Source organism: Actinomadura rudentiformis, assembly GCF_008923185.1.
GTDB lineage: Bacteria > Actinomycetota > Actinomycetes > Streptosporangiales > Streptosporangiaceae > Spirillospora > Spirillospora rudentiformis.
In genome coordinates, this window is the sequence record NZ_WBMT01000017.1 from 251,987 (window position 1) to 269,342 (window position 17,356).

Genomic DNA, 17,356 nt, shown 5'->3' on the forward strand with positions numbered 1-17,356 from the left:
GCAAGGTGTACAGGTGCGGTCCCGGCCTACATGAGCGGGGAAGTCGGTGAGCAGGGCGTGCCACGGACACATCCGGGCCCCTCCACCGCCAGGCCCCCAACATCGATCCCCATCGCATAACCGCTGGTCAGCCGCAGTGCCGCTGACCGCCGTCCGCCGATGTGCGCCGCTTCCCCAGGAGCGACCAGGTGATCCTTACAGCGGTCATGGCCCGTCACGACGGAGCGGCTCTGCGACCGCTTTTCATCCACCCTGGTGCCTGCGGCGACGTGACCCTCCGCCCGCAGGACGACCCCACCCTCCTTGCGGCCGAGCGTTCGACCTGCCCATACCTCACCGGGCGTAGACCGGATCGGCCCGTTCACTCCAAAGATGTAGCCCCGGTCACCTCTCGAGCCCGACGCGCGTCCGGCAACCGTCCGGCGAGCATCAGGTCATGGCGATGAACGTGGTGATGAGCAGCCGATCGGTGGCGGAGGAACACCCCGACGGGCCATCAGGGACGGGCCAGGGCCGACTCGGGGCGCTCCCTGATTCCGGTCTGGACCCTTCGCCACGGACTCTGACATGGACGCTGCAGGGTGATGGGACGAAGTCGAGATACTACTTGACAAGTCTCCAACATAGAGACAATCTGGATCGACGCGACATATCTCGACGAGCGCTTAGGTAGGAGAGGAACAATGAGTGCACCGAGCCAGGCTCCCCCCACGGGTTGGGCTTACCGACTCGCAAGCCTGATATCCGGCAGACGCACTAAATGGGCGGTGCTGGCCCTCTGGGTCATCGCACTGGTGGCCCTTGGACCGCTCGCCGGCAAGCTGGGCGACGTAGAGAAGAACGACGCGGCGAGCTGGTTGCCCAAGAGCGCCGAGTCCACCCAGGTCGTCAAGCTGCAGGAGCAGTTCCGCAAGGACGAGACGATGCTCGCTGTCATCGTCTACGAACGTTCTGGCGGTTCCATCACGGCGGCGGACACGGCCAAGGCCAAGGCCGACACGGCCACCTTCGGCAAACTGCCAGGTGCGCAGGGCGTGCAGGGCCCGTTCCCATCGAAGGACGGCAAGGCACTGCAGACCCTCGTTCCGCTGACCGACGTCGACGTCACCAAGGCCGTTGAGGACGCACGCGACCTGTCCAAGCGCGGTCCGCCCGGACTGGACGCGCACGTCACCGGTCCCGCGGGCGCCGGCGCCGACATGTTCAAGGTGTTCGAAACGATCGACGGCTTCCTGCTGATGGCCGCCGGCCTCGTCGTGATCGTGCTGCTGCTGATCATCTACCGCAGCCCGGTGCTGTGGTTCGTCCCCGTCCTGAGCGCCGTCTTCGCGCTCGGCCTGGCGCAGTCCGTGGTCTACCTGCTGGCCAAGAACGGCGGCGTGACCGTGAACGGGCAGAGCGCGGGCATCCTCACCGTTCTCGTCTTCGGAGTCGCCACCGACTACGCGCTCCTGCTGGTGGCCCGCTACCGCGAAGAGCTGCACCGCCACGAGGACCGCCACGAGGCCATGGCGTTCGCACTGCACCGTGCCGGGCCCGCCATCATCGCCTCTGCCGCCACCGTCGCGGTCGGCCTGCTGTGCCTGCTCGTCGCCGACATGAACTCCACCAAGGGGATGGGCCCGGTCGCCGCGGCCGGTGTCATCACCGCCCTGGCCGCCATGACCACCCTCCTGCCCGCGCTGCTGGTCATCTTCGGCCGCTGGCTCTTCTGGCCGCTCGTGCCGCGCTACGACGTGAAGTACCTCGACCCCGAGTCGTACGACAAGGAGCACGGCATCTGGAGCAAGGTGGCCCGGCTCGTCAGCGCCAAGCCCCGTCTCCTCTGGGCAGTCACCTCGATCGGCCTGGTCGCCATGACCCTCGGCCTCGGCTCGCTCAAGGCCGACGGGCTCTCGGACGCCGGCCAGTTCGTCGACAAGCCCGACTCGATCGTCGGCGCCGAGGCGGTCTCCCGGCACTTCCCCGCCGGCTCCGGCGCGCCGGCCGTGATCATCACCAAGGCCTCCGCCTCCGACCAGGTGGCCCGTGCGATCTCCGGAACGCCCGGTGTCGCCGAACTGAGCAAGCCCGTCACCGCGAACGGGCTGGTGCAGTACGAGGCGACGCTCAAGGACTCGGCCGACAGCAAGGCCGCGCAGAACACCATCGACCGGCTACGTGACACCGTCCACGGGGTGCCTGGCGCCGACGCCCAGGTAGGCGGCATGACCGCCACCAACCTGGACATCCAGCGGGCCTCCGCCCGCGACAACAAGGTGATCATCCCGATCGTGCTGGCCGTGGTCTTCCTGATCCTGGTGGCCCTCCTCCGGGCTCTGGTCGCACCGCTGCTGATGATGGCCACCGTGGTGCTGTCGTTCCTCGCCTCGCTGGGCGCCTGCGCGCTGATCTTCAAGCACGCGTTCGGGTTCGAGGGCACCGATGCCGGATTCCCGCTGCTGGCGTTCATCTTCCTGGTGGCCCTCGGCGTGGACTACAACATCTTCCTGATGCACCGCGTCCGGGAGGAGTCGCAGCACCTCGGCACCCGCCGCGGCGTCCTGCGCGGCCTCACCGTCACCGGCGGCGTCATCACCTCGGCCGGGCTGGTGCTGGCGGCCACGTTCGCCGCGCTGGCCACCCTGCCGCTGGTCTCGATGGCCGAGATGGGCTTCGTGGTCGCCTTCGGAGTCCTGCTCGACACGATCATCGTGCGGTCGCTCTTGCTGCCCGCGCTGTCGTTCGACCTCGGCCGCCGCATCTGGACCCCGGGCCGCCTCGCCAAGCAGGCACCGCCCACCAAGGCCTCCGCGCCCGAACCGCCCAAGGTCCTAGACCCGATCGGCTAACCGATCGGCCGCCGGTTGGCGGTCGGCCGGTCGGCTGAACGCCAACCGGCCGACCGAGGCCCCGGCGGGCCGCCCAGTGCACACCGCTAACACCCCCAACCCCCCACGAGAAGGGGCCCGGCACCCCCCGCCGGGCCCCTTCGCCGTGTCCGGAGCCGAAGTTATCCACAGATGTGAGCAGGCCTCTCGGGCACCTCCATTCGGTGGTTAATGTCAGCGGCATGACAACGCCTTCCGCATCCCTCCCCGCCGCCGAGATCGGTGTGATCGGCGGTTCCGGGTTCTACTCGTTCCTCGACGACATTGAGGAAGTGCAGGTCGACACGCCCTACGGCCTGCCCAGCGACCGGATCGCGATCGGCGACCTCGGCGGCCGGCGCGTCGCGTTCGTGCCCCGCCACGGCCGCGACCACCGCTATCCACCGCACAAGATCCCTTACCGGGCCAACCTGTGGGCGCTGCGCTCCCTCGGCGTCCGCCAAGTCCTCGCCCCCAGCGCAGTCGGCTCGCTGACCCCCGCCTACGGCCCGGGGACGCTGGCCGTGCCCGACCAGTTCGTCGACCGCACGTCCGGCCGCGCGCAGACCTACTACGACGAGAACGCCGCGATCCACGTCTCGTTCGCCGATCCCTACTGCCCCGTCGGCCGCACCGTCGCCGTGGAGACCGCGCGCAAGGCCGAGTGGGAGCCGGTCGACGGCGGCACTCTGGTGGTCATCGAGGGCCCGCGCTTCTCCACGCGCGCCGAGTCGCGGTGGTACGCGGCGCAGGGCTGGACGCTGGTCGGCATGACCGGCCACCCGGAGGCCGTCCTGGCCCGTGAGCTGGCCCTCTGTTACACGCCTCTCTGTCTGGTCACCGATCTCGACGCCGGCATCGAGGAGGGCGAGGGCGTCACGATGGAGGAGGTCTACCGTGTCTTCGCCCAGAACATCGACCGCCTCCGCGCCGTGGTCTCCGACGTGGTCAGCTCTCTGCCCGCCGACCGCACCTGCCCCTGCGCCCGCACCCTGGACGGCATGACCCTCCCCCTAGAGCTCCCATGACCGGGTGGTTAGCACGATGGCGGCGGCCGCTGGCGGCGTTGTCCGCGGCGGCCGCCACCGGGTTGGCGTTGCTCGCGCTCAGGCCCGGCCCGCCGCCCTCGGTCACGGTGGTCGCCGCCACCCGCGACCTGCCAGGGGGCTCGGCTCTCCGGCCGGGCGACCTTCACACCATCGCGCTGCCCGCCGGACTGGTGCCCGAGGGAGCCCTGCGCGGTCCCGCCACAGGCCGGTTGCTGGCCGGCCCGGTCCGGCGCGGCGAGCCGTTGACCGACGCCCGTCTGATGAGCCCCGGCCTCTTGCGAGGCCAGCCACCGGGCACCGTGGCGACGCCGATCCGGATCGCCGACGCGGCCGCCGTGCGCCTGCTCCGGACCGGCGACCGCATCGATGTCCTCGCCACGCCCTCAGAGGCCACCGGCCCTCTATCAGAAAACGCCGGCCCTCCATGGGCACGCCTGATAGTCACCGGCGTAACGGTGCTCGCACTGCCCCCACCGGAGACGCCAGATCAGGGAGCCGTGGTCGTAGTCGCAACGTCAAGCCGACAAGCGTCAGCGCTCGTCGCGGCCTCCACCCGATCAAGATTGTCGCTCACTATCGTGGGATAGCTGACAGTCAGTAGTAGATCGAACACAGGATTCCCATGGACGGCTTCAAGAAGTTTCTTCTGCGCGGCAATCTCGTCGAGTTGGCCGTGGCGGTGGTCATCGGCACCGCGTTCGGCGCCCTCGTGACCGCGCTGGTGTCCTCGTTCATCACCCCGCTGATCGCCGCTGTCGGCGGCAAGCCCGACTTCGCCTCGCTCTACTTCACGGTGAACGGCTCGAAGTTCACCTACGGCGTCTTCCTGAACGCCCTGATCTCGTTCCTGATCATCGCGGCCGTCGTCTACTTCCTGGTCGTGCAGCCGGTCGCCGCCCTCCTGATCCGAATGAACCGCAACAAGGAGGCCACCGAACGCGACTGCCCGGCCTGCCTGAGCGAGATACCCATCAGAGCCACCCGCTGCAAGTTCTGCACAACAGAGCTCGCCACCACCCCCTGACCGCCCAACGCATCCTGACCGACCCACATGTGCGTGGTCGGCGAACGCCGCCTCGTCGCCTGCCACCCTGAGTCCTTCATCTCCGCAGGCAACCGAATCGTCATCCGGTGACGGGCCAAACGTCCTGGGGTCGGCCGCACATTCAGGTACACGAACGTGCTCCCAACCGCATGCCTCCGCCGCCACAATCGCCACTGGCGCCGTCCCCTGCGACCAGCCGCCAGTGCCCCGCCGTCACACGATGGGCGCCCTCATGCCAAACCGAATGGACGCCAACGTCATCGCGCCGGGCCGCAGCCAGGCGAGCCGGATCGCCTGGTCGAGCAGTCCGGGGGGCGCCCCACCTGATCAATAAAGAAGTCGCGGGTGGGTACGGGCGGTTTGAACGACTCCCCCTACGCAGGAGCTCTCCATGGGTGGCTTCAAGAAGTTCCTGATCCGCGGCAACCTCGTCGAACTCGCGGTCGCGTTCGTCGTGGGCGCCGCGTTCGCAAGCCTTGTGAAGGACTTCGCGACGGCGTTCATCGCGCCGCTGATCTCTCTGCTCGGCGGCAAGCCCGACTACACGCGGCTGGCAGTCACGATCGACGGGACGAGGTTCCCGTACGGGGTGTTCCTCACCTCGGCGATCGCGTTCATCATGACCGCCCTGATCGTCTATTTCATCGTCGTCCTGCCGACCACCAGGCTCATCGAACGCCTGGACCGGCACAAGGAGGTCACCGAACGCGAGTGCCCGCAGTGTCTCAGCGACATCCCGGTGAAGGCCCGCCGATGCCGCTACTGCACCGTCGAGGTCGTGCCCGCCACCGAGGCGCCGGCCACCTAGTCCTCCTCGGTGCCGTACTCCCAGTGCCACGGTTCGAACGGGTTGGAGTACGCCCACGACGGATGCAGCCACCCGTACTTCTTCGAATTGGCCTCCATCCAGTTGAACTGGGTGGAGCCCGAGTTCTGCACGCCGCCGCACAGGTCGACCGCCTGGCCGCGCCCGTGATTGCTCGTGCCCGGAACGGCGGCAAACCCGGGCCGCTGCCCGTACACGCGGTTCTGGTCAGCCAAGCTCCGGTACGAGTCGGTCACGCATATGTCGCGGCCGAAACGTCTCTTGTACGCGGAGTTCAGCTTGTAGAACCCCAGGGCCGCATCCGCCCGGAGCTGCTCGCCCTTCTGCGGCAGCGGGCACAGGTACTTGCTGGGGATCAGCCCGTTCGGGAACTTCCGCGCGTTCTTGGCCAGGCCCTTGTCACAGCCCAGCTCCAGGCGCCGGTCACGGTCGATCCGCATCCGGTTGAGCATCGACGTCAGTTGCTTGGTGAGCTGCGCCGACTTGTTCTTGAGCCCGTCGATCTCCTGCTGCAACCGTGTCTGCTCGACCGCGTTCTTCGACTGCAGTTCCTGCGCCTCTGACGTCAACCGGGACCTGCGACTCTGCAGTTCGTCGGCCTTCCGTACCAGCGCGTCCTGCCCGTTCGCCATATGCGTGACATCCGCAGTCGCCCGCAGAGCGTCATCCAGATTCCCAGCCCCGAAAATCGCCATCGTCCCAGCGGCGCCCGGCTGCTGATAGGAGGCGTTCGCCAGCCTTGCCAGGGGCTCGCGGATGCGGTTGAGCTCCGCCTCTGCCTTGCCAAGGTCCTTCAGGGTGACGCGAAGCTTGTCCTGGGAGCGTGCCAAATCCTTCTTACGGCTCTCCATCTGCTTGGTGGCCTTCTCCAACTGCGTACGAGCCGCAGAAGCCTGTCGCTGGAGTGCCTCAAGGGGGTCCCTGACCGCGGCCTGCGCCACGGGCGCGCCCAGCGTCGTCATCACCAGGAAAACCGCGGTCAGCCCCGCCGACCGAGGGGTTGGCAATTCTTTCCTCCTGATGCCCTGAGAGCAGTCCGCAGGCACGCTACTACAGGTTTCTGAGTGACTTGAGCGGATCTGGCCTCACCGGACGTCGTACCCGTGCCGCTGGCACCACCTGCGAAGGAACGGGACCTCGGCCCATCCCTGCGGGCACCGCCGCACCACCGGCGGCCGAGACGGCCGCCGGCTCGGAGTGACCTTCGGCCGAGGCGCCCTGCGCACCTGTGGTGCCCGCGTCTTCACGGGCCGTGGCGGCACGTACTCCCGATACGTCGGATCAGCCACCGACGGCGTCGGCCTGACCGGCGCCGCGACCTGAGGCCGCTCCGGCTCCTCCGCACCACCGCTCCGCACCACGATGCCCACGACAAGCCCAACGCCAACGATCGCAACAACAGCGAGCACCCACCACGAGGCACGCTTCAGAGCCGATAGGTCTCCTCGATGGCGTCCCGTCACGGCAACGTAGCGTACCGATCCGACCCCGCTCCGGCCTATAGCACCTCATAAGAGGAGCGATCGGGGCCCCGGTTCCTCTACCCTGTACGTGCCGTCCGCTAGGCTCTTCCGGCAAGCAACGGCATGCCTCCGTAGCTCAGGGGATAGAGCACCGCTCTCCTAAAGCGGGTGTCGCAGGTTCGAATCCTGCCGGGGGCGCCCAGTCTGACCACACGAAAAAAGCCCCTGACCAGCACGAACGCCGGTCAGGGGCTTAGTCGTGTGTGCAGCTCCATGCGGTCGTGTGCGGGCGACTGCGGTTGATCGGTCCCAATACGGTCCCACGGGACCGGGCTTGCCGGGCAGGGCCCTACTGATCGTTGAGTGCGTCGGTGATGCGGCGTTTGGCGACCTCGTCCTGGCCCACGATGCACTTGGCGTAGACCTTGAGCAGCACCTCGACACTGTGGTCGGCCCATTCGGGATCTGGGGCGCCGGCACGCCCGCATTCAGCCATGTGGACACGCACGCATGGCGCAGGTCATAGGGCCGTTCGGCCAGCGACGACGCCACCTGAGCAGCCGAAAGTACGTCTTTCCGGGCCTTTCGCCACGCGCGACGGTAGGTGATGTTGGACAACTCTCCCCCCACGCACGCCGTAGGCGCTGGCGCATCGCAGTACACCGGGCGGTACGGCACCGATCGCCTAGTCGGTATGATCCGCGGCCTCATCATCAAGACGAACAAGGCCGCCACGGTCTAATAGCTTGTCACCAGAGGGCAGCCGTCACGGGATTCCAACGACCAGGCAACTCAACACAAGATCAACCCCGTTTGGGGCTCATGACATGTTTCTTACCGGCACCCCGTGTAGGACCACTTCCCCCAGAATGATCTTCAGAAAAGTTATTCTGAAGATCATATTTCGCCCTGCCATCTCAGGTAGAGCCTCAAGGCGACTGCGGAGAAGACCTCGGCGGCCCCAGCTGACATTTTCTGGGCGGGGCGGCCAGCCGTGGGCATGACCACCGGGCCACGCGACCTCGTCCCCGAGCAACAACGCGACCTCGTGACCACGACACCCACGACCCTCGTGGCCTGGGCCTACGCCCACCTGCGCCCGATGCTGGCTACCGCGGGGTAAGCCGGACCACCGGGTATTCGCGGTCAGACTTGCTCTGGTACGTGGCGATCCGAGGCTGAGCCTTGGCGATGCGCTCCCACGCCCGCTCACGATCAGCGCCCTCCAGCCGCTGCGGCGTCACCGGCTTGGTCCTGCCCCGGCAGCTCCATCGACGACGGCTCGGGGTGCGCCATCAGATGACGTACCAATCCGGGTGCTGATCTCCCCACCCGACCCGACGACCAGCCGGGCATCCTCCCCGTCGGCGAACCACGCCACCGGCGTCTCCCGCGACTGCCCGCTACGGCGCCCCACCGTATGCAGGACCAGCACGTCCATCCCCATGAACTTGTCACGGCCCCGCCGCATCTTGCGCATCAGACGATTGTTCATCCGATGCTGCATCCACCGGGAGAACGCGGACGTACCGCTCTTGCGCTTACCGGCCTGCTGCTCCTGCGCCATTGCCTACCTCCAGTCGGTCCCATCCGTCCCGCGACACCGATGGCCGGTAGGGCGACCGTTACGCGGAACAAAGGTCGAGTGAATGGTGATGCCGGCAACGCTAGATGCCGCTCGGCGGCCAGCCGAAAGTGCGCTCCACCACCCAGCGGCGGGGCTGGACGATGTATCCCTTGGTGGCGGTGCTGTGTAGGGGCCGGGATTGGTCTTGGGGGCACTGCACGGTCAGTGGGAAGCGTCGTACATGGCTCTGATCGCTTCGGGGACGGGCCCCTGGACGTTGACCTTCAGGCCCCTGCTCCTAGCCCAGGCCCTGATGGCCTCAAGGTGGTCGTCTTGTCCGGGCTCTGTTGTCTGTGGCCGGTCGGCGGTGGGCCAGAGCTGGATGACGTATTCCTCCCGGCCATGGAGCTGAGCCCATTCCGCCTGGAACTGGGGATCGTTGAGGTCTGTTGAACGGGCCACGGCCTCGCGGTACAGCTGCGCTGCGTCCTGGCCGTGACCGGTGACCCGGGCGCGGTAGGTTCCGGGGCTTGGAAGTTCGAACTGGTCAGCGCTCGCATCGCCGTCGCTGATGGTGATGAGGCCTGACGGTGCTGCAAGTTCGCTGGTTTCGGGGCCGATCTCGGAGTGGTCATCGGCGATCGGTGGTTCGCTGCTCCAGCTTTCCACACGTACCCGTACGCGGAGGTTGTCCTCGCCGCCGGTGAAGATCACTAGCTTGGTGCCCTGGTAGGCAGTGAAGCCTTGCGCCGGTCTGCCTGGGACGGCGTCAGACGGCGGTCCCTGTCCATCGATCGTCACCGCTCCGTACCAGGGGTTGACCAGCCAGTCCCTGGCGTGGGCGCGGGAAAGCTCTTGAGCGGGCATTAGACCATCCAGTGGGATCCGATAAGAGCAAGGGGCGGCCGGCCAGGTGACGGCGGCCCCTGCTGCGCTTTCACGCCAGGGTGTTACTGCACCTTGATGTAGAAGGGGTTGGTGTAGATGATCCGGCCCCAGTGGTACCACAGCTTGAGGACGTTGCCTGTGGCGCCGTTGTGGTCACGGTGCACTGGGAGGGCGGAGAACATGTCCTTAGGTGCGCGCCGGTGAGGTTCGCGTCGGTCAGGCCTTTGTGGGATGGGTCGTAACTGTGTGTTTCTTTCCTTATTCGCTACGTAGCGATCTGAAGGTGATCCTAGGTCTCAACCCCGCCCAGGCGCCGTCACGCACGTTCGGTGAGACGCAAACGATTGCATCGTCCTACCGTTCGCCGTCATGATCAGCAACACCACCCACCCCCGCATCGGGCGGCCCCTCAAGCTCCTGGACGACGACGTACGCGAACGCCTCTTGGAGGGAACCACCGCGCAACCACGGCGGAACCACCGTGGAACCGCTGCCGGGTCCAGGTGCCCTGGGCGGGCCGGCAGCGGTTCTGCGGCGTCAGAAGGGGAGCTTGGACGGGGGCGTCGGGCGAGTGTCGGACCAGCCCGAGTCGCGGACCAGCGAGTGGAAGATGACGAAGCCGGGCCGCTGGGTGCTGTAGGGCCCGCCCGGCTTGGTCAGGACCGTCTGGGAACCCAGGAGCGCACCGGTGTTCCGATCGAAGATAACCTCCTGCCGGGAGCCGTACTGCGGTTTGTCAGGGCCGACGAAGTCGTAGTCGGCGGTCAGCGCGACACCCCGGCGGCCGAGCGGGTCGGTCACGTCGTTGATTGCTCGTACGCCCGGCTGCTTGGCCAGCGCGCGCATCACCGCGGCCCGGACCTGGGGGGTGATCGGCGCCGACAGGGCCGCCTTCGCCCTGGAGATCTTCTGGATGGCGGTGACCGGCCCGAACCGCGGGTTCTCTTCAGGGGCGAAGAGGAGCTTGGCGAGCGCGTCCGGGTCGGACGGCAGTTTCTGCAGTTGTTCGAACGTCATCTTCACCGGTTTGCCGGTGGAGCGGAGGAGCAGAAATTCACCGCCCTGCTCAGGGTAGGAGCCGTCCTGCGACCAGCGGCCCGCCTTCATTGTGTAGGTCACCTTCTTGTCCTCGTAGGCCAGCGGGAAACTGCGCGGCGAGCCCGCCTTCCGCCACGCTGCCTCGTCCGCCCGCGTCAGCGGTCTGGCGGGCAGGTCGCGGCTGTAGAACGAGACGCCGTCCCCGGGCTTGGCTCCGGCCCAGCTGAAACTCTCGGTGTGCGCGCCCACGATGGCGTACGTGCCGGTCCTGGCCTTGATGACGTAGGACTGGCCGCTGAACGTGTCGTTGAACCAGTACCGGCCCACTGGCGCCTTCTCGATCTTGTCGGCGGCGGCGAGCAGCACCATGCCCGGCGTATCCGGGTTCGTTGTGCCCGGCTGCGTTCTGGCCGCGTCCCCGTCCATCAGAACGGCGCCCACCACCGAAGCCGCTGCGGCAAGGGCCACGAACCCGGCCCCCAGGCCCGTCCGGCGGCGGTTCCGCGGCAGCCGCCGGCTCCGCTGCTCGGCGGCCAGCCGCGCTTGGACCCGCTCCTTCATGGCCGGGTCGGGCGACGGCCGACCGTACAGCTCGCGCACCATCGTGATCTCATCCACGGTCGTCTTCCTTCACATCGAGCATCGGATCGGTCCCGCCCAGCACCTCGCGCAGCTTCTGTCTGGCCCGGTACAGCCGGGATCCGACGGTCCCGTAGGGAATCTCCAGCGCGGCGGCGATCTCTTCGTGCCGCAGCCCGGCCAGGGCCATCAGCAGCAGCACGTCCCGTTCGCCGTCGGACAGCCTCCCGATGGCCCTGGCCAGTTCGGGGCGCACCTGTGCCGCACTGACCTGGCCGAGCACCCGGTCCTCATGTCCTTCGGCAGGCCTCTCGACGCCCTGCCGGCCGAGCGCCCGCAGCGTCTGTCCCTCGGCCCGGCGGTGCTTGCCGACCAGATTGGTGGCGATCCCGTAGAGCCAGGTGCGGACCGCTCCCCGCTCCGGGTCGTACCGCGCGCGCTTGCGGAACGCGGCCAGGAACGTCTCCGACACCACGTCCTCCGCGGCGGCCAGACCGACCCGGCTCACCGCATACCGGTGGATCTCGTCGAAGTAGGTGTCGAAAATCTCGGCGAACCGTTCGGGATCCGCCAGAGACCGATGGATCACGGCCGAGTCGGCCGCCCTGTGCAACGGCTCCGGACCGCTGGGCCGGGCAAGAGCGGTCATGAGCGGCTTCCTGTCATGAGTGGCCTTTCGTGGCGCGAACGGCGGTCGCAGGTGTATCACCGGCGACCGCCATCCGCTTTCGCGACCCATTAATCTTGCTGGTCAGCGGGCCGTTCCGACCACGTACGTGCCGCGTCGCCCCGATGCCGTGAGCGTGCGGGATCCGCCGCGGCCGGTTCGCGCGGCCACCAGTGCGCTCCATCCCGGCCCCGACACCACGGAGCGGATCGCGGATCTCGGCGCTGACCGCGCCGTCAGTACTCGCGGATCGGCGGCAGGCCAGGCTGGACGTGCAATGACCAGATGCCCGGGTGGCTCAGCTGGGTCGTGTCCGCCCGCAGGTAGTGACGTCCCCGATAGGCGTCCATGGCGTTGACCATGTCGTCGAGCTGTTCATGTCGATCGCGGGTCTTGACCAAAATCTAACGGGACGGGTTATCGATCTCTTATCAGGCGCTTTAAGGACGGCGGAGGGCGGAGTAGCCGCTGTCCGGGGAATGTGGTGGCCTTGGGGCCGAGTTCAGGCGGTCGGTGAGATCGGCCAGTGTCCATGTAGGGTGGGTCGCCAGACTGACCGCGGCCGTGCGCACCGCCAGCGGCAGATGGCCGCAGAGTTCGCCGAGGCGCAGGGCGGCGGCGGGGTCCTCGGCGACTCGGACGAGGCCGGCCAGTCGGCCCAGCAGATCCACCGACTCGTCCGGGGAGAGCCTCTCCAGCAGCAGCGCTTGGGCTCCCTCGGCGGCCAACAGTTCCTGCAGCGGCTGCCGCGCCGTGACGATCGCACAGCAGCGGTGCGAGCCGGGCAGAAGCGGCCGCACCTGGGCGGCGGATTCGGCGTTGTCGAGAAGGATTAGCATACGTCGCCCATCCAGCGTGCTGCGATACAGTGCGGCCCGTTCCTCTCGATCCCGGGGGATCTCGTGGTCGGGGACGCCGAGGGCTCGCAGCCAGCGTGCGAGCACCGCTTCGGGAGGCGTCGGCCGTGCCCGCGGGCCGTTACCATGCAGGTCGGCGAAGAGGTGCCCGTCCGGGAACCGGCTGGCAGCTCGATGAGCCCAGTGCAGGGCGAGCCCCGTCTTGCCGACTCCGGCGACGCCGCTGATCACGCAGATCGGCAGGTGCCGGTTGGTCTCGTCCTGGCCCTCCAGCAGATCGTCGAGCACTCGCAGTTCCGCCGCGCGTCCGGTGAAGGCCGAGGCCGCCGGGGGCAGTTGTGCGGGTCGTCGCCCCCGCGACCGCGCCGCCGACGCGGCGTGGAGGGACGAGTCGTCCCGCAGGATTGCTCCATGCAGTTCCCGCAGGGCCCGGCCGGGTTCCAGGCCGAGCTCCTGCACGAGCGTCCGCCTGCCCTCCTGGTAGACCTCCAGCGCTTCGGCCTTGCGGCCCGCTCGCGCCAGCGCAGTCATGAGCCGACCTCGCAGGCGCTCCCGGAAAGGGTTCTCCAGTACCAGCGCTGTGAGCTCGTCGGCCACTTCCCGGTGGCGTCCCAACGAAAGTTCGGCATCGGCCAGTTCCTCGGCCATTGTGACGCGGAGGTCCTCCAAGCGCCGCGCACTCGCGACGATGATCTCTCCGTCTAGCCCGGCCAGCACCGGCCCACGCCAGAGTCCCAGCGCCTGGCGCAGCAGCGCCGCCGCCTCCTCCGTGCGCCCTTCGGTCGTGGCGTCCTGTGCCCTGGCCCGGAGCTCTTCGGCCGTCTGCGCATCGAGCCGGACGGCCTCCGCTCGCACCCGGTAGCCGGACCCGGCGGTCTGGAGCCAGTCCATGCCGCAGCCGGCCTCCCTGACGACGCGCCGCAGCCCGGACACACAGATGGCGACCTGCGTTCGTGCGGACTCCGGCAGATGCTCTCCCCAGACCGTCTCCGCGAGCCGACCCGCCGATACCGCGCGGTCAACGTTCAGTAGCAATGCCGCCAGGATCAGCTGAGACCGCCCGCCCCTTAGACGGACCGGGCGGCGTTGGAAGGCGGCCTCAAGCGTTCCCAGGATTCGGAACTCCACGTGTTCGGACATGCAGCCGGTGCCCCCCCATCGGGTGGTAATGGTGGAACTTGATGGGAGATTGCGGAACCTGTCAGCTTGTAGGGTGCGACCGAACACAGTGGATTGAGGCGGAGCGCGACACCCATGCGAGGCGTCATCGTGCAGCTACCGGCGGCAGGTCGGACGGACGCGGCAGTAATCCGGCTCGCCGTGGGTCAGGAGGCGTCCTTCGGCCGCGGAACCGCGAAGCACCCAGTCGATCTTGAGTTGTCGGACGCCGGTGTGCCGCGGTGGGCAGGAGTCGTCCGCGCGGTGGAAGATCACTGGACCATCAGTAATCTCAGCCGCCATTCGACGTATGTGATCGAGAATCCGGAGGGCGGCGGCGAGTTCGTCAAGGTCTCGCCGCGACGACTGGACATGCCGGTGCCGTTCGAGTTCTCCCGTGTCGCGCTGCCCGTACGCCAGGGATCTGTGGACTTCCTGGTGTTCGCATCCCAGCACCGCTATGCCGAGCATGCCGGTCTGGAACCGGACTCGGGCGAAGTGACTGCGGCGGCCTTCGCGCTCGACGAGAGCGCCAAGTATTTCCTCGTCCTGGTGGCCCTGTGCGAGCCCCGGCTGCGCAACCCCTCGACGGTGATGATCCCCACCATTCCGGAGATTATCGAGCGCATACGCCCGATCGAGGGTTGTCGGGACCTCACACGCTCGGCAGTCAAGTTCCATATTGACTATCTCGCCGGCACCAAGTTGCAGGTCAGGGATCCGGCGCTCGAACGGTCTGGGATCAAGGCAGATTGGCGACGAGAGGCGCTGGTCTCGCTGGCGCTTCGGTTCGACCTGGTCAGAGAGGAGCATCTCGCGCTCCTCCCGCCGCCCGCCGCGCCGGCTCGGTTCACCGGTCCGCATAGCGGATCATCAGCGGGCTTTCGGTGATGTGGACTGTGTCTCCCGTACCAACGCGGGCGGTGGTGCCGTCGAGCCGGTGCAGGGACGTCGCGCCCGGTCCCGCGGTGAGGGCGGCGGTGCCGGTGTCGGTCCAGATGATGTCGGCGTGCTCGCTTGCGGCTTTCTCCGAGAAGGTGAACCGGCACTGCCAGACGTTCCCGGCAATGTTCATGGCGGTCCCGGGGCCGCAGGAACGGACCCTGGCGTTCACCAGCCACCGCTGAAGCCGTTCGACAGCGAGTGCGGCCGGGGTCGGAGCGCCGCCCTCGGCCTGCAAGACGATCGGGAGGCGGCCGTTGCCCCAAGCGTAGAAGTACATGTTCCGCAGGCCGATGTAGGAGCCGTAAATGCCCATCAGGTAGAAACGCACGAAGTAGCGGGTGGCGCGTTCCTGGTCCAGCGCGTCCTCGATCGCGTAGTCGTGGGTGGTGCCGGTGCTCCACAGTTCGGGATGCTTTCCCGCTTGATGCAGCGTCCGGTTGATGGTGGTCAGCAGGTCGCTCATGGTCTCGGGCGGATCGGACGCGCGCCGCTGGTGCAGCTTCACACCGGCCACATCGCAGTGCTCGTAGCCGCCGAGTTCGGCGAACCGCCGCAGGAACCGCTGGGCGTCGGGCTGCCAGAGCCGCCCCATGGAAGGACAGACGATGGTTGCCCCGCGGTCGATGTCGCGGATGATGGCACCTGCACGGCGAGCCATCTCCACTAGCGTCTCGACGCTGCCGGAGTAGTAGCGGCCGTCGTTACCGTTGACCCACAGCTCATAGGCTCCGAGCCGGCCGCGATAACGCTGGACGAGGGCCCGTACCAGAGTGCTCCAGTCCGCCAGATCGTCGGGGGGAGCCGTCCGCGATCCGTCGGGGTAGGCGGCCTTCGGCCCGTCCGGCGCCGCCCACGCCGGCGTGCCACCGAACACGAACAGCGCCGGAAGTCCGGCCCGGCGAGCGCCCTCGACCATGCGGTCCAGCGTCGCCCATTGGAACTGGCCCTTTCTGGGCTGCAGTTGCGCCCAGCGAGTCTCGCTGTCCCAGAGCCGCACGCTCCCCACCCGGAAGGACGGCATCGCTCCAGAGCTGCTGTTCATCGTCACCCCGAACATGTCGGCGGGCACGGGGCGGTCCGCGGTCCACATGGGCCCGTATGCCCGCTGTGCCACGGCGCCGGCGGTCCGTGACGACACTGGCCGGGACACATCGACGGCGGGTGTGTCGGTGGCGACTGTGGCCAGGAGTATCGCCGCCGTAGCGGCCAGCGTGGCCGGTATGCGCATGCGTTGCCGTCCCGCGGTGGCCGGTGGGCCGAACGGTTCCGCTGGCACCGGCCACCCGTTCAGTTTTCTGATCCTGGCCAGGAGCGTGACGGCATCGAAGGCGTTGCGTTCGGCGTGCCTGGGCGACAGGCAGTCGGCCACCAGCTCCCGCCACCCCGGTGACAGCCTCGGGTCCAAGACCAGTTCTCTGTTTCCCATGGCGTACTCGGCCGCTGCGGCAGCCCGGCTGCGGACGGTCGGCCCTGGGAATGGCGGGCCGCCCGTGAGCAGTTGGTAGGCGGTGACGCCGAACGCCCAGATGTCGGCCGTCGTCCGGACCGCCGTGCCGCGTTCGCTCAGTGCTTCGGTCCAGCGTTCCGGCGGTACGTAGTCGGACGAACCCACCGGCGGCATGTAGCCGTGCGTGCCTTCCATCTCGGTGGCCAGGCCGAAGTCGGCGAGCCGTGCAGAGCCGTCGGGCATGATCAGGATGTTGCTCGGCTTGAGATCGCCGTGCACCCATCCCCTGGTGTGCATATGGGCCATGCCCTCGCAGATCTCGGCGATGAGGCGTGGCGCGTCCGGAACCGGGCTCGCCGGGGTTTCGCGGAGCACGTCGGCGAGGGACCGCGCCGCCAGCTCCATGATCAGGACGGTGGCTCCGTCCAGCTCGGGATCGCGGGGGTCGTCGACCGTCAGCGTGCCGAACATCTTGATGAGACGGGGATGCTCCAGCCCTTCGTGCAATCTCACCTCGCGGCGCGCCATGTCGGCGAGATGGCTCAGCTGGCGCGGGGTCAGCGTCCCGGTCGGTATGAACTTGAGGGCGGCCCGTTCAGGAATGTCACCGTCCGCGCCTTCGACCCGCCGGGCCTTGTACACGCTGCTCCAGCCGCCGCTGGCGATTCCGGCGAGGACCTCCCACCCAGCCAGCCGGTAGCCCGCCGGAACCCGAACCGCCCAGCCAAGCCGTTCCATCGACACACCCTCACCCCTCTGACGGTCCCGGCCGTCGGCCCGCTGTGTTCCTGACATGGCGGAAGTCTGGCCCGAGTCGATAACTGATCGATATCGCGGTGACAGAAGATGCCTGGCGGATCGATCCGTTGCATCCCCGTGGAGGCCGCATGTCCGAGCCTGTGCCGCAGCCATCGTCGAGGGCAGAATCGGCGGTCGCTCCGGCTAGTGCTCCGCCATGGTGGCGCAGGCGCCTGCCCC

16 protein-coding genes and 1 tRNA gene are annotated in these 17,356 nt (G+C 68.0%); 8 read left to right on the plus strand and 9 right to left on the minus strand.

The features are described 5' to 3' along the window. The first annotated feature begins 767 nt into the window (after positions 1-767). The 5 genes from F8566_RS32910 (at position 768) to F8566_RS32930 (ending at position 5,751) form a co-directional block, all read left to right on the plus strand. Positions 768-2,831 (plus strand): MMPL family transporter, encoded by a 2,064-nt coding sequence (locus F8566_RS32910; RefSeq protein WP_225993720.1) that lies wholly within the window; start codon positions 768-770, stop codon positions 2,829-2,831. A gap of 221 nt (positions 2,832-3,052) precedes the next feature. Then, positions 3,053-3,877 (plus strand): S-methyl-5'-thioadenosine phosphorylase, encoded by an 825-nt coding sequence (locus F8566_RS32915; RefSeq protein WP_151565748.1) that lies wholly within the window; start codon positions 3,053-3,055, stop codon positions 3,875-3,877. Next, positions 3,874-4,485 carry a Flp pilus assembly protein CpaB gene (gene cpaB / locus F8566_RS32920; protein WP_151565749.1) on the plus strand — a complete coding sequence of 204 codons (612 nt, stop codon included), beginning with the start codon at positions 3,874-3,876 and terminating at the stop codon, positions 4,483-4,485. Before F8566_RS32915 ends, cpaB begins: the two co-directional genes overlap by 4 nt. Positions 4,486-4,520: 35 nt before the next feature. Further along, positions 4,521-4,922, plus strand: a complete 402-nt coding sequence (gene mscL / locus F8566_RS32925; protein ID WP_151565750.1) for a large conductance mechanosensitive channel protein MscL — start codon at positions 4,521-4,523, stop codon at positions 4,920-4,922. 412 nt (positions 4,923-5,334) lie between these two features. Next, on the plus strand, positions 5,335-5,751 hold the full coding sequence (locus F8566_RS32930; protein WP_151565751.1) for an MscL family protein: 417 nt from the start codon (positions 5,335-5,337) through the stop codon (positions 5,749-5,751). On the opposite strand, the gene F8566_RS32935 is transcribed toward F8566_RS32930, so the two are convergent. After that, on the minus strand, positions 5,748-6,776 hold the full coding sequence (locus tag F8566_RS32935; RefSeq protein ID WP_151565752.1) for a D-alanyl-D-alanine carboxypeptidase family protein: 1,029 nt from the start codon (positions 6,774-6,776) through the stop codon (positions 5,748-5,750). The genes F8566_RS32930 and F8566_RS32935 overlap by 4 nt on opposite strands. Positions 6,777-7,357: 581 nt before the next feature. Here F8566_RS32935 and F8566_RS32940 point away from each other — a divergent pair. After that, a tRNA-Arg gene (locus F8566_RS32940) sits at positions 7,358-7,430 on the plus strand. Positions 7,431-7,581: 151 nt separating this feature from the next. On the opposite strand, the gene F8566_RS52720 is transcribed toward F8566_RS32940, so the two are convergent. After that, entirely contained in the window at positions 7,582-7,728 is a 147-nt protein-coding gene (locus F8566_RS52720; RefSeq protein WP_318836452.1) for a hypothetical protein, read from the minus strand. Between the two features lie 504 nt (positions 7,729-8,232). Here F8566_RS52720 and F8566_RS52430 point away from each other — a divergent pair. Then, the gene (locus F8566_RS52430) at positions 8,233-8,355 is read left to right on the plus strand and encodes a hypothetical protein (protein ID WP_264159487.1); all 123 of its coding nucleotides are present in this window, start codon (positions 8,233-8,235) and stop codon (positions 8,353-8,355) included. On the opposite strand, the gene F8566_RS51710 is transcribed toward F8566_RS52430, so the two are convergent. The 6 genes from F8566_RS51710 to F8566_RS32975 form a co-directional block, all read right to left on the minus strand. Then, entirely contained in the window at positions 8,342-8,476 is a 135-nt protein-coding gene (locus F8566_RS51710; protein ID WP_225993721.1) for a nitroreductase/quinone reductase family protein, read from the minus strand. The genes F8566_RS52430 and F8566_RS51710 overlap by 14 nt on opposite strands. After that, positions 8,473-8,799, minus strand: coding sequence for a nitroreductase family deazaflavin-dependent oxidoreductase (locus tag F8566_RS51715; RefSeq protein ID WP_264159483.1), 327 nt, complete (start codon positions 8,797-8,799; stop codon positions 8,473-8,475). Before F8566_RS51715 ends, F8566_RS51710 begins: the two co-directional genes overlap by 4 nt. Positions 8,800-9,021: 222 nt before the next feature. Next, on the minus strand, positions 9,022-9,666 hold the full coding sequence (locus F8566_RS32960; RefSeq protein WP_151565753.1) for an Lsr2 family DNA-binding protein: 645 nt from the start codon (positions 9,664-9,666) through the stop codon (positions 9,022-9,024). Between the two features lie 558 nt (positions 9,667-10,224). Further along, positions 10,225-11,343, minus strand: coding sequence for a CU044_5270 family protein (locus tag F8566_RS32965; protein ID WP_151565754.1), 1,119 nt, complete (start codon positions 11,341-11,343; stop codon positions 10,225-10,227). After that, positions 11,336-11,953: an RNA polymerase sigma factor gene (locus F8566_RS32970; protein ID WP_151565755.1), complete on the minus strand. Its 618-nt coding sequence runs from the start codon at positions 11,951-11,953 to the stop codon at positions 11,336-11,338. Before F8566_RS32970 ends, F8566_RS32965 begins: the two co-directional genes overlap by 8 nt. A gap of 458 nt (positions 11,954-12,411) precedes the next feature. Continuing rightward, entirely contained in the window at positions 12,412-13,968 is a 1,557-nt protein-coding gene (locus tag F8566_RS32975; RefSeq protein WP_225993722.1) for an AfsR/SARP family transcriptional regulator, read from the minus strand. A 114-nt stretch (positions 13,969-14,082) separates the two neighbouring features. On the opposite strand from F8566_RS32975, the gene F8566_RS32980 reads away from it, so the two are divergent. After that, on the plus strand, positions 14,083-14,877 hold the full coding sequence (locus F8566_RS32980; protein ID WP_151565756.1) for a serine/threonine protein kinase: 795 nt from the start codon (positions 14,083-14,085) through the stop codon (positions 14,875-14,877). Here F8566_RS32980 and F8566_RS32985 read toward each other — a convergent pair. Continuing rightward, the gene (locus tag F8566_RS32985) at positions 14,837-17,116 is read right to left on the minus strand and encodes a serine/threonine protein kinase (RefSeq protein ID WP_192809978.1); all 2,280 of its coding nucleotides are present in this window, start codon (positions 17,114-17,116) and stop codon (positions 14,837-14,839) included. The two genes, F8566_RS32980 and F8566_RS32985, sit on opposite strands and share 41 nt — an antisense overlap. Positions 17,117-17,356 lie beyond the last annotated feature (240 nt).